13 protein-coding genes are annotated in these 12399 nt (G+C 66.0%); 11 read left to right on the top strand and 2 right to left on the bottom strand.

All coding sequences use genetic code 11. The features are described from left to right. Positions 1-154: 154 nt before the first annotated feature. Complete coding sequence (locus I6N89_RS18840) at positions 155-1081, bottom strand: LysR family transcriptional regulator (protein WP_207020059.1); 927 nt, start codon at positions 1079-1081, stop codon at positions 155-157. A 117-nt stretch (positions 1082-1198) separates the two neighbouring features. On the opposite strand from I6N89_RS18840, the gene I6N89_RS18835 reads away from it, so the two are divergent. The 9 genes from I6N89_RS18835 to I6N89_RS18795 all read left to right on the top strand — a co-directional run bounded on the left by I6N89_RS18835 (position 1199) and on the right by I6N89_RS18795 (position 10122). After that, a complete protein-coding gene (locus tag I6N89_RS18835; protein ID WP_207020055.1) occupies positions 1199-2398 on the top strand; it encodes an acyl-CoA dehydrogenase in 1200 nt (399 codons plus the stop codon). A gap of 9 nt (positions 2399-2407) precedes the next feature. Beyond that, the gene (locus tag I6N89_RS18830) at positions 2408-3583 is read left to right on the top strand and encodes a CaiB/BaiF CoA transferase family protein (RefSeq protein WP_207020054.1); all 1176 of its coding nucleotides are present in this window, start codon (positions 2408-2410) and stop codon (positions 3581-3583) included. A gap of 292 nt (positions 3584-3875) precedes the next feature. Further along, entirely contained in the window at positions 3876-5024 is a 1149-nt protein-coding gene (locus I6N89_RS18825) for an amidase (protein ID WP_207020053.1), read from the top strand. Beyond that, entirely contained in the window at positions 5021-6172 is a 1152-nt protein-coding gene (locus I6N89_RS18820) for an acyl-CoA dehydrogenase family protein (RefSeq protein WP_207020052.1), read from the top strand. Before I6N89_RS18825 ends, I6N89_RS18820 begins: the two co-directional genes overlap by 4 nt. A 46-nt stretch (positions 6173-6218) precedes the next feature. Next, on the top strand, positions 6219-6581 hold the full coding sequence (locus I6N89_RS18815) for a hypothetical protein (protein WP_207020051.1): 363 nt from the start codon (positions 6219-6221) through the stop codon (positions 6579-6581). Positions 6582-6627: 46 nt separating this feature from the next. After that, the gene (locus I6N89_RS18810) at positions 6628-7905 is read left to right on the top strand and encodes an aromatic ring-hydroxylating oxygenase subunit alpha (RefSeq protein WP_207020050.1); all 1278 of its coding nucleotides are present in this window, start codon (positions 6628-6630) and stop codon (positions 7903-7905) included. Continuing rightward, positions 7902-8396 (top strand): aromatic-ring-hydroxylating dioxygenase subunit beta, encoded by a 495-nt coding sequence (locus I6N89_RS18805; protein ID WP_207020049.1) that lies wholly within the window; start codon positions 7902-7904, stop codon positions 8394-8396. Before I6N89_RS18810 ends, I6N89_RS18805 begins: the two co-directional genes overlap by 4 nt. Positions 8397-8407: 11 nt before the next feature. Continuing rightward, positions 8408-9157 (top strand): SDR family NAD(P)-dependent oxidoreductase, encoded by a 750-nt coding sequence (locus I6N89_RS18800; RefSeq protein ID WP_236016720.1) that lies wholly within the window; start codon positions 8408-8410, stop codon positions 9155-9157. A 2-nt stretch (positions 9158-9159) separates the two neighbouring features. Further along, on the top strand, positions 9160-10122 hold the full coding sequence (locus tag I6N89_RS18795; protein WP_207020047.1) for a PDR/VanB family oxidoreductase: 963 nt from the start codon (positions 9160-9162) through the stop codon (positions 10120-10122). Between the two features lie 89 nt (positions 10123-10211). Here I6N89_RS18795 and I6N89_RS18790 read toward each other — a convergent pair whose 3' ends face one another. Continuing rightward, positions 10212-10682 carry a MarR family winged helix-turn-helix transcriptional regulator gene (locus I6N89_RS18790; protein WP_207020046.1) on the bottom strand — a complete coding sequence of 157 codons (471 nt, stop codon included), beginning with the start codon at positions 10680-10682 and terminating at the stop codon, positions 10212-10214. A gap of 143 nt (positions 10683-10825) precedes the next feature. Between I6N89_RS18790 and I6N89_RS18785 the strand changes: the two genes are divergently transcribed. Further along, positions 10826-11851 carry a TRAP transporter substrate-binding protein gene (locus tag I6N89_RS18785; protein ID WP_207020045.1) on the top strand — a complete coding sequence of 342 codons (1026 nt, stop codon included), beginning with the start codon at positions 10826-10828 and terminating at the stop codon, positions 11849-11851. Next, positions 11848-12387 (top strand): TRAP transporter small permease, encoded by a 540-nt coding sequence (locus I6N89_RS18780; protein WP_236016719.1) that lies wholly within the window; start codon positions 11848-11850, stop codon positions 12385-12387. Before I6N89_RS18785 ends, I6N89_RS18780 begins: the two co-directional genes overlap by 4 nt. Positions 12388-12399 lie beyond the last annotated feature (12 nt).

Below are 12399 nucleotides of genomic sequence, written 5' to 3'. Positions count from 1 at the left end.
TCAGCATGTCTTCGATCCTGCGCCGCTCACGCAGATCCAGCTCTTTGTGCGCCATCGTCCGTTCTCCTTGCTTTCCAGCAAGATAGGGGATTTGTCGCAACCCAGTTTAGAATGTGCCCTTTATGCGCCCGGGAGTCCCGTAATGAACATTATGTTAAATAACGGATCGCCCGGCCAGGTCGACCGCACCACCGACAGTACGGCTTTCCGTCGCCAGCCATGAGCGGAACGCCACCAGCGGTGCGGCCTCGGTCTTGGCGTCGGGCCAGACCAGCCAATATGCGCCCCGGATCGGCACCGCCTGGCGCAACACCGGCACCAGCCGGCCCTCGGCGATCTCGATCTGCGCGAGGTAATCCGGCAGCAGCGCCACGCCGAGCCCGGAAATCGCCGCCTGGATCATCATGGAAAACTGATCCATCAGCATGCCGCCGCCCTGACAGGGTGCGCCGCCCTGACCCTCGAACCAGTCGGCCCAGGCATTCGGGCGGGATTCCAGATGCAGCATCGGCAGATCGCGCAGATCGTCCACGCGCTCCAGCCGGTGCACCGCCGCAAAGCCCGGCGAGACGCAGGCCGTCGCGCGCTCGTCGAAAAGCTTGAGATGGTTCGCCCCCGGCCAGTCCGCCGCGCCGAAATAGATCGCCGCGTCGAAGATCTCGACCTCAAAGTCGAACCGCGCGATCCGTGTCGACATGTTGAGCGCGATGCCCGGATGGCGTTTCAGGAAATCGCCCAGACGCGGCCCCAGCCAGCGGGTGGCAAAGGTCGGCAGCACCGCCAGCGACAGCGTGCCACCCTCGGGGTTGGCGACCACCGCCATGCTGGCGCGCTGCACCATGTCGAGCGCGCGGGCCACGTCGCGCTGATAGCTGAGCGCGGCGGCGTTGGGGATCAGCCGCCGGCGCTGGCGCAGGAACAGCTCGCGCCCGAGCTGCTCTTCCAGCGACAGGATCAGCCGGCTGACCGTGCTCTGCGTCAGGCTCAGCTCCTCGGCGGCGGCGGTGACCGAGCCGTGGCGCACGACCGCATCGAAGGCGAGCAGCAGCTTGATCGAGGGCAGAAAGCGCCTTGGCCGCATATCCATTCCGTTCCTGAATGTTTTGATGCGGGAATACCGCTGTTTTCCGGGGCTATACACTGATATCAGCGCAGGGAATACATGAAAGCCACAGACACGATCTCCGGAGGACTCCCCATGTCGTCGACCTCGTACAAAGGTATCCCGTTCAACTGGGCGGACCCGTTCCTGCTCGACGACCAGCTCACCGAAGACGAGCGGATGATCCGCGACGCCGCCAACGCCTTTGCCAGCGACCGGCTGCTGACCCGGGTCGAAGAGGCCTATCTCGATGAAAAGACCGATCCCGAGATCTTCCGCGAGATGGGGGCTGCGGGGCTGCTGGGGGTAACCGTGCCCGAGGAATATGGCGGCGCCGGCGCCTCTTACGTGTCCTACGGACTCGTGGCGCGCGAGGTCGAGCGCGTCGACAGCGGCTATCGCTCGATGATGTCAGTGCAGTCCTCGCTGGTGATGTTCCCGATCCAGGCCTATGGCTCGGAGGAGCAAAAGCGCAAATACCTGCCCAAGCTCGCCAGCGGCGAATGGATCGGCTGCTTCGGCCTGACCGAACCCGATGCCGGCTCCGATCCCGGCGGCATGAAGACCCGCGCCATCAAGACCGAGGGCGGCTATCGCCTGATCGGCTCCAAGATGTGGATCTCCAACAGCCCGATCGCCGATGTCTTCGTGGTCTGGGCGAAATCCGAGGCGCATGACGGCAAGGTGCGCGGCTTTGTGCTGGAGAAGGGCATGAAGGGCCTGACGGCGCCCAAGATCGGCGGCAAGCTCAGCCTGCGCGCCTCGATCACCGGCGAGATCGTTCTGGACAATGTCGAGGTCGGCGAAGAGGCGCTGCTGCCCGGCGTGCAGGGCATGGGCGGCCCGTTCGGCTGTCTCAACCGCGCCCGCTACGGCATCGCCTGGGGCGTGATGGGCGCCGCCGAGGATTGCTTTTTCCGCGCCCGGCAATACGGGCTCGACCGCAAGCAGTTCAACCGCCCGCTCGCCGCGACGCAGCTCTACCAGAAGAAGCTCGCGGATATGGAGACCGAGATCGCGCTCGGCCTTCAGGGTGCGCTGCGGGTCGGGCGGCTTTTTGACGAGGGGCGCTTTGCCCCCGAGATGATCTCGCTGGTCAAGCGCAACAATTGCGGCAAGGCGCTGGATATCGCCCGGCAGGCGCGCGACATGCATGGCGGCAACGGCATCCAGATCGAGTATCACGTCATCCGCCATTCGCAGAACCTCGAAACGGTCAACACCTACGAGGGCACCCACGATGTGCACGCGCTGATCCTCGGCCGCGCGATCACCGATATCCAGGCCTTTGCGTAAGCCCGGCGCATGTCCAGTGACGCACCCTACAAGGGCCTGAAGGTCGTCGAGCTGGCGCGCATCCTCGCCGGCCCGTGGATCGGCCAGACGCTGGCCGATCTCGGCGCCGAGGTGATCAAGATCGAGGCGCCCGAGGGCGACGACACGCGCCGCTGGGGTCCGCCCTTTCTCGAACGGCCTCTGCCCGACGGCGGCACCGAGACGGTGGCGGCCTATTTCCACGCCGCCAATCGCGGCAAGAGCTCGGTCACCTGCGATTTCTCGAACCCCGAGGATCTCGCCCGGCTCAAGGCGCTGATCGCCGAGGCGGATGTGGTGGTGGAGAATTTCAAGGTCGGCGGGCTGAAGAAGTTCGGGCTCGATTACGAGACGCTCTCGGCGCTGAATCCGGGGCTGGTCTATGCCTCGGTCACCGGCTTCGGCCAGACCGGCCCGCGGGCGCGGCAGCCGGGATACGATTTCCTGATCCAGGGCATGTGCGGGATCATGGATCTGACCGGCGAGCCCGAGGGCGAGCCGCAAAAGATCGGCGTCGCCTGGATCGACATCTTCACCGGGCTTTACGGCGTCATCGGCGTGCAGGCGGCGCTGGCCGAGCGGGCGCGCTCGGGCAAGGGCCAGCATGTGGACCTGTCGCTGCTCGATTGCGGCGTCGGCGTGCTGGCCAATCAGGCGACCAATTTCCTGCTCGGCGGCATCACCCCCAAACGGCTGGGCAATGCGCATCCGAATATCGTGCCCTATCAGGTCTTTCCCGCCTCCGACGGGCATCTCATCGTGGCCTGCGGCAATGACCGTCAGTTCCGCGCACTCTGCGCCGAGCTGGGGCTCGACGGGCTGGCGGAGGATCCGCATTATGCCACCAACCCGGCGCGGGTGGCACATCGCGAGGCGCTGTGCGCCATGCTGGCGGAAAAGACCGCGCAACGTACCAAAGCCGATCTCATCGCCGGGCTGGAAAAAGCCGGCGTCCCCGGCGGTCCGATCAACACCGTGGCCGAGGCGCTGAGCGATGCACAAATCGCGGCGCGCGGCATGACCATCACGCCCGAAGGTCTGCCCGGGCTGCGCACGCCCATCGCGTTCTCGCGCAGCGAGCTGGTGCTCGACCGCGCAGCGCCGCGCCTCGGCATCGGCGAGGCGGCGTTCTCTTCCACGCCGAACGCGCCCGACCGTCCGGACTGAGCCCCGCTCCCGACTCTCCTCCTCCGTATCCCCCGCCACCCTGGATCGTCTCCGGGGTGGCTCTTTGCCGTGGCCGGGCATCCGTGATTTCGCGCTGCGCAGGAAATGAGCGTGTTTCGAGGGGGTTTGCTAGGATTTAAAGCGATAACATTACCGTATTGCCCTCTACGCAAGCTGCAACCGAAACCGATAACTGTTTTTCATATTTTCCTTGACCGGTCATTTTTATACGTGAATGTTACTGTAAATGGTCGCGAAAGACGGCCGCGGCCTCACCAACCGGGATTGCAGAATGACCATTCACACCGCCGCCGAGACCGCGCTGGTCCGCCGCCTTTCGCTGGGTGGGACGGGGCCGGACGTGGTCGTCAAGGACTGCATCGACATCGCCGGCACGGTGACTGCCTGCGGATCGGAGGCGTTTGCAGAGGCGCCGCCTGCCGCAGCCCATGCGACGGTGGTCGAGGCGCTGCTGGCGGCGGGATGCCACATCACCGGCAAGGCGCGGATGCATGAACTCGCCTTTGGCATGACCGGGGTCAACGCGTTCTTTGGCACACCGGTCAATCCGCGCTGGCCCGACCGCATTCCCGGCGGCTCCTCCTCGGGCTCCGCCGTCGCGGTGGCGGCGGGGCTGTGCGACTTCGCTGTGGGCACCGATACCGGCGGATCAGTGCGCCAGCCGGCCACATGCTGCGGTGTCTTCGGCATCAAGCCGAGTTTCGGGCGGATCAGCCGGCGGGGTCTCCTTCCACGCGACAGCACGCTCGATTGCGTCGGCGCCTTCGCCCGCGACATGGGCATGCTGCAAACCGCGATGGCGGCGATGGACCCGGGCTTTGCGCGCGCCTCGCTCGATAGCGCGCCGAAACTCACGCGCATCGACGCAGAGGCCGCCCCGGAAGTGAGCGGCCCGCTGGACGCGGCGCTGACCGACCTACCGCACGAAAAGCTGCCGCATCTCGAGGCAGCCTTCGCCGCCGGCATGACGGTGATCTCGCGCGAGACCGTCACCGCCTTTGGAGATCTGCTCGACACCGGCGCACCGCTCGGCACCGATATCCGCGCCCGCCTCACCGCCGCGCACCAGGTCACCGATGCGCAGCTTGCCGAGGCCGAAGCGGTCCGCCGCCGCTTCACCGCCGAGGTCGATGCGCTGCTGGAGCGCTACGATGCTCTGATCACCCCTGCCCTGCCCGTAGTGCCGCCGACGCTGGAGGCGGCGCGGGATCCGCAGAGCATCCTGCCGCTGACCCGCTTCCTGCGCCCCTTCAACCTCAGCGGCCACCCGGCGCTCACCCTTCCGGCGCTGAGCGCCTCCGGCCTGCCCATCGGGCTTCAGCTTGTCGGGCGCAAGGGCGAGGATGCCCGGCTCTGCGCCATCGCGGAGTGGCTGGTCGCCAGCCTCCCCCTGTTTCAGTCAAAGGACCAAAGCCGATGACCTATCTGTCGAAACTGGCCGCGGAGCAGGCCGGCGATGCGCTCTATATCTCCGTGCTCGACGAGATCCGCGCCCGCCGGGCCGAGTTCACCGCGCTGCGTTATGTGCCGCAGGACATGGTGGCCAAGCTGCAACGCATCGGCGTGTACCGCGCCTTTGTGCCGGCCCGTTTCGGCGGCGACGAAAAGACCCCGGCCGAGTTTTGCCGTCTGATCGAGGACATCTCCGCCGCCGACGCCTCCACCGGTTGGGTGGCCAGCTTCGGCGTCTCCGCCACCTATCTCGCGGCGCTGCCGCCGGAGACCTACGCGGCGATCTACGGCGCCGACCCCGACACGGTCTTTGCCGGCGCGATATTCCCGCCGCAGCCCGCCGAAACCGTCACGGGCGGGGTGCGGGTCAGCGGGCGCTGGTCGTGGTGCTCGGGTGTGATGGGCGCCTCTGTCGTCGGCTGCGGCATCAAGGTCGCGGGCGAAAAGACCCCGCTGCCGCGCATGGCGGTGATGCCGCGCGCGGCGGTACGGGTCGAGGACACCTGGAACACCATCGGCCTCGCCGGCACCGGCTCGCATGACATGGTGGTCGAGGATGTGACCGTGGCGCCGGAGTGGACCCTGATCCGCGGCGGCGCCCCCAGCATGGACGACATCGCGTTCCGCTTTCCGGCGATGGCGCTGGCGGCACAGGTGCTGGCGGTGGTGGCGCTTGGGGCCGCGCGCGAGGCGCTCGACTATCTCGTCGCCGAGACCAGCAAGCGCGGCTCGATCACCGGCGCGCCGAGCGCCGGCGCCCGGCCCTATGTGCAGGCGGAATTCGCCAAGGCGCAGGGCCTGCTGATGGGCGCGCGGGCGGCCTTCTACGACACGATCGAAGCGGCCTGGGAGGAGCTGAAGCGCACCGGCGACGTGTCGCCGGACATGAAAGTCCGCCTGCGCCTGGTCGCCAGCAAGGCCGCGCGCGACGGTGCCGAGGCGGCGCGGATCGCCTTTGTCATCGGCGGTTCCGGGGTCATGGCGACCGGTCACACCCTGGGCCGCTGCATGGTGGATGCCGCCTGCGTCGCGCAGCACGCCTTTATGGGCGAAGGCACCTGGACCTCGGCGGGGGCGGCGTTTTTCGACCAGCCCACCCCGCCCGGCTACCCCTGACGCGCCGCGTCCGAGCCCAGAGATTTTCCCGATGAGGACACCCGAGATGAGCGAAAAGACCCCGATCCGCACCCTGCTGTGCTTCAACAACCACGCGGCGTTCTTCAGCCTGCCCTTCGACCAGATCGGCCCGGTCTGGAAAGCCACGCAAGAGCTGATGGCCGGCATCGACCAGATGGAAGGGGTCGAGATCGTCGGCACTTTCGACGACGACCAGACCTTTGTCGGCGCCTCGGTCGGCTTTCCCTACACCTGGTACATCATGGCCGATTTCCCCTCACGCGAGGCGGTGCAGGCCGCCTGCAACCTGCTGCGCACCATCGTGGTGGGCGAGGGCAACGACCGGCTGTGGAAATACATGACCGTCGAGGCGCGCATGGGCCGCGCGCTGGAAATTCCGCAACTCTGACTGTCCCCGCGGGGCCGCCGCCCGCGCCAAACCGAAAGGAGCCGACATGTCGCTCGACACGCCGAAATTCAGCGATCTCGACGCGCTCTACGATGAAGAGAACGCCCTGGTCGCCACCTTGATGTACGAGGATCCCGCGCTCTTCGACGAGGAGATGGAGAAGATCTTCAAGACCACCTGGGTCTGGGTCGCGCATGAAAGCGAGTTTCCCGACAAGGGGTCGTTCAAGCTGAGCCAGGTCGGTCAGGAACCGGTGATCGTGGTGCGCGACCGCAAGGGCAAGATCCACTGCATGGTGAACCGCTGCCGCCACCGCGCCGCCACCGTCTGCGAGGTCAAGAAGGGCAAGACCTCGTCCTTCCAGTGCCCCTATCACGGCTGGGGCTACGCGCTCGACGGCTCGCTGCGCGCGGTGCCTTACCCGGAACAGTATGGCGACGATTTCGACAAATCGCAGCACGGGCTGCTGAAGCTGCGCACCGAGGCCTATAACGGCATGGTCTTTGCCAGCTTCAACGAAGAGATCGAGCCGCTGGAGGATTTCCTCGGCCCGCAGGTCCGCCGCTATATCGACCTTTTCATGAAACAGGGCGGCGGCTTTCCGGTGAAGGTGCTGGGCGAGCATCAGTTCGCGGTGCCAATGAACTGGAAGGTGCAGCTTGAGAACACCACCGACGCCTATCACTTCCCCGTCGTACACAAGAGCTTCATGCAGACGCTGGATGGCGCCACCGAGGACATGTTCGACTTTCTCGACAAGGGTGTGGGTTACGTCGAGGATCTGGGCAATGGCCATTCGGTCATGACAATGATCCCCGAGCTTATGGATCTCGACGAAAATCTCGACGCACCGATTCCGGATCGCTTCGCCGAGCTGGCGCAGGAGCTGCGTGACGAGGGCTATCCCGAGGAGCAGGTGAAAAAGATCGTGCGTGCGGTCAGCGGCGCCGGGTTCAACCTGAACCTGTTCCCCAACGTGTCCTTCTCGCTCGCCTTCTTCCGCGTGCTGACCCCGATCGCGGTGGACCGCACCGATATCCGCCACATCGCCATCGGCATGGATGGCGGCCCGGCGGCGGCCAATCAGGCCCGGCTGCGGCTGCACGAGCATTTCCAGGGCCCGATGGGCTTTGGCTCGCCCGACGATGCCGAGGTCTGGGAACGGGTGCAGCGCGGCACCCGCGGCGGCGACAGCCTGCCGATCCTCGTCAATCGCGGCCTCGTCGACGAGGAACCCGGCGAGGCCGGCCCGCGCGGGCATATCTCGGCGGAAACGGGCATGCGCGCCGCCTACAAGATGTGGAAGAGGATGATGTCGCAATGACCGAGATGAGCAAGATCGACAGCCGCGCCCTGCTGGCCGACGTCACCGAATTCATCTGGGCCGAGGGCGCCATGCTCGATGCCAAGGATTACGATGCCTGGCTCGACCTCTGGACCGGGGACGGGCTTTACATCCTGCCCATCGGCGAGGGCGAGGATTATGCCAACCAGCTCAACCTCTGCTATGACAACGCAAAGATGCGCCGCGACCGGATCGGTCGCTTTCAGCGCGGCTTCTCGATCTCCTCGGCGCCGCCCGCCGACACCGTGCGCACCCTCTCGCGATTCCGCATCGAGGCCGCCGGGGGCGACCTGATAGAGGTGTCCTGCGCCGAGCATCTCATCGAGGACAAGTTCGGCCGCCAGCGCACCTGGGCGGGCAATGCGTTTTACACGCTGAAAGTCGCCGACGATGGCTTCAAGCTGCACCGCAAGATCGTCCGCCTGCTGAATTCCGACGGGATGCTGAATTCGTTCAGCTATCTGTTCTGATGGCGGCACCCTTGCCCGAAAAAATCCAGACGGCGGTGATCACCGGCGGCGCGCGCGGTTTCGGCGCACATGTGGTGCGGGCGCTGCATCGGGCGGGCTATCGCGTGATTATCACCGATATCGCCCCCGGCGCAGAGGCGGCGGCGCTCGCCTCCGAGCTGGACCTCGCGGGCGAGACCGCGATGACCGCGACACTGGATGTCTCGAAGCCCGAGGACTTCCAGGCGGTGCTGGAGAAATGCGTATCGCGCTGGGGCTCGGTCGAGATTCTGGTGAACAACGCCGCCCGCACCGAGGCGCAGGCGCTGATGGAAATCGACCCCGCGACCTTCAACGAGATCGTGGCCACCAATGCCGGCGGCACCTTCGCGGGCTGCCAGATCTTCGGTCGCCATTTCAAGGAGCGCGGCTATGGCCGGCTGATCAACATGGCCTCGCTCGCCGGGCAGAACGGCGGCACTGCCACCGGTGCGCATTATGCCGCGTCCAAGGGCGCGATCCTGACCCTGACCAAGGTGTTCGCCCGCGATCTTGCCCCTTTCGGCATCACCTGCAACGCGATTGCGCCGGGGCCGATGGATACGCCCATGGTGCGCGAGGTCGTCGGTGACAAGCTCGGGGCGATGATCGAGACTATCCCGGTGAAGCGCCTCGGCGATCCCGATTTCGTCGCGCAGATGGTGGTGATGCTGGCGAGCCCCGAGGCCGCTTTTGTCAACGGCGCCTGCTGGGACGTCAATGGCGGGCTTTATGTGAGATAGATATGACCGAGACCGCTCAGAAACTCCGGGTCAGCGCGCGGATCGACGACCGCGGCGAGATCGCCCGCATCCGTTTCGTACCCGACGGGCCGGGATCGCTGGCGCCCTTCGAGGCAGGTGCGCATCTCGATATCTACCTGCCCGGGCCCGGTCTCTGGCGGCAGTATTCCCTCTGCTCCGATCCCGCCGAAAGCGGTTTTTACGAGATCGGCGTGTTGAAGGATCCGGCGAGCCGGGGCGGCTCGGCGGCGCTGCACAACAGCGCGCAGGTCGGCGCCGTCTTCGCCACCGAAGGGCCGCGCAATCATTTCCGGCTGGAGGAAAGCGCCGACAGGACAGTGCTGTTCGGCGGCGGCATCGGGGTCACGCCGATGATTGCCATGGCGCGGCGCCTGCACGCGCTGGGGCGCGACTTCACCCTGCATTACTGCACCCGGTCCGAGGGTGTCACCGCCTTTCTCGACGCGCTGGAGGGCTGCGGTTTCGCCGACCGGGTGGTGTTTCATTTCGACGACGCCGGCGCGGCGCAGCGGCTCGATCCGGCGCGCGACCTGCCGGCACCGGCGCCGGGCACGCATGTCTATATCTGCGGGCCGCAGGGCTATATGGACTGGTTGATCGCCGCGGCGCAGGAGGCCGGCCATGCCAGCGCGAACATCCATCGCGAGTATTTCTCGGCGGACGTGGAGCTGGGCGGCGACGGGTTCGAGGTCGAATGCGCGCAGAGCGGGCTGACCATCAGCGTCGGCCCCGACGACACCATCGTGAAGGCGCTGGCGAAAGCCGGAATCGCGGTCGAGGTGAAATGCGAGGAAGGCGTCTGCGGCACCTGCCTCACCGATGTGCTGGAAGGCGAGATCGACCACCGCGACCAGTTCCTGACCGAGGAGGAGCGCGAGGACGGCGACATCATGTGCGTCTGTTGCTCGCGCGCCAAGGGCCCGAAACTGGTGCTGGATATATAGGGGATGGGAATGGATCTGCCGCAGACGCACCGGGCCTGTCGCGATCACCGCGCCCTGATGGCGGGGCCGGTGTGATGCATGTCCGGCGCTCAGATCATCCTGGCCAGATCGGCGCTGATCTTGCGCAGGATGCCGTTGAGCGTCTCCAGCTCGGCGGGCGAAACGTGATAAAAGCTCTCGTCGCGGATCCTGTCCGCCTCCACCAGCGCCTGCGCGCGCAGCGTATCGCCCTTTTCGGTCAGCCGCACCTCGGTCACGCGGCCGTCGGTCGGGCGCACACGGGTTTCAACCAGCCCGTCGCCGATCATCCGCTGCACAACCTTGGTGGTGGTGTTGAGCTTGACGTTGGAGAACTCCGCGATCTCGGACACCGACATGTAATCCTGCTCGAAAAGCGACATCAGCACCCGCCAGCGCGGTGCATCGATACCGATGGGCTTGAGCCGCTTTTCCAGCGCCAGAGTGTAGTAGACATTCGCCCGGTTGATCCAGAAATAGGGCCATGTTTCACGAAAATGGCCCTGGCTGGCCTGCGTATCGGTCGTTGTGTCTTCGGTCATTTCTTGTCTTGCATCCGCTGTCGGTGGGGCAGACTATCCTGCAAAAATACAAATAAGATAAACAGCTTGCCGGACAAGCTTTTGAGCGCAAAGCGCCCGCGCGGGCGTCATAACACCAATAAACTCCAATGGGGAATATGAAAATGAACGTGAAAATTCGAAATATTGCGTCCATGGCCGCCGCGGCGGCGCTCTTTGCCGGCGCGGTGCAGGCGGAAACCGTGCTCACCGTGGCCAACTGGCTGCCGCCCTCGCATCCGCTGGTCTCGGACGTGATCGTGCCGCTGACCGAGCAGATCGCCGAGGCCACCGGCGGCGAGGTCAGCGCCAATATCCTGCCCGCGCCGCTCGGCCCGCCCGCCGCGCATTACGATTTCGCGGTCAACGGCGTGGCCGACATCACCTTCGGCGTGCAGGGCTATACGCCCGGCCGCTTCAAGACAACCAATATCGCCGAAATCCCCTTCATCGGCGACAGCGCCGAGGCGACCTCGGTTGCCTATCAGCGCGTCTGGGAGGCGATGTTCAAGGATGCCGGCGAATATGACGATGTGAAGATGCTTGCCGTCTTCACCCATGGCCCCGGCGAGATCTTTCTGAAGGACGGCGATGCCGGCGCGGTCGATCTGCTCGACGGCAAGAAGCTGCGCGTGGGCGGCGGCATCGTACACGAAGTCGCCTCGGAACTGGGCGCTGTGCCGGTCGAGGGCCCGTCGTCGAAAGCCTATGAGCTGCTGAGCCAGGGCGTCGCGGACGGCATCCTCTTTCCCTATGAATCCGTCGCCTTCTTCAAGCTGATCCCCCAGCTCTCCGTGGGGGTCTCGGTGCCCGGCGGGCTCTACAACACCGCCTTTTACATCGCGATGAACAAGGCGAAATTCGAAAGCCTGACGCCGGAGCAGCAGGCCCAGATCGACAGCGTGACCGGAGAGGCGCTGGCGCGCATGGCCGGCAAGATGTGGGACGATGTCGACGCCAAGGGCCTCGCCGCGATGGAGGGCGAGATCGCGGTAACCCCCGCCACCGAGGAACAGATGGCCGCGTGGAAAGAGACGCTGGCACCGATCATCGAGGCGAAGATCGCCGAGGTCTCGGAACGCGGCGTCGACGGACAGGCGGCCTATGAGATGCTGCTCAAGGAGATCGCCGCGGAAAGCGCCGGGGAATGAAGCAGCCGGTGCTGATGGACGAAACCGGGCAGGAGGCGGCGCGCCGGCGACTGCCCCCCGCCCGGGTGCTTGGCCGCGCCGGCACGGCGCTGGCCGTGGCCGGCGGGCTGATGCTCACGATCATGATGGGGCTGACCGTCTGCGACGTGATCGGGCGCTACGTGTTCAGCGCACCGGTGAAGGGCGCGGCGGAACTGACCGAGATCCTGCTCGCGGCGGTGATCTTTCTCGGGCTGGGCGCGGTGTCGCTGAGCGAGAACCACGTCACCGTCGATCTGCTCACCGAAAAACTGCCCTCTGCGGTCGAGCCGCTGCGGCTGGCACTCACCGGGCTGTTCAGCGCGGCGGTGCTTGGCGTGGTGAGCTGGCGGCTCTGGATCTATGCGGCGCAGATCGGCGGCTATGGCGGCTCGACCTCGACGCTGGCGATCCCGGTCGCGCCGCTGGGCTATTTCTGCGCGATCTGCGCCGCCATCGGCGCCGTCATCACCGCCATTCTGCCGGTCCGGCGCCTCGCCCTGCGGCTGCTGGCATGATCCTGGAGGGCT

The sequence above is a fragment of the Salipiger abyssi genome (assembly GCF_017311415.1).
In the GTDB taxonomy this organism is placed as follows: Bacteria; Pseudomonadota; Alphaproteobacteria; order Rhodobacterales; family Rhodobacteraceae; genus Salipiger; species Salipiger abyssi_A.
Note: the sequence above shows the minus strand (reverse complement) of the source record. Positions and strands in the feature narration are given on the sequence as shown.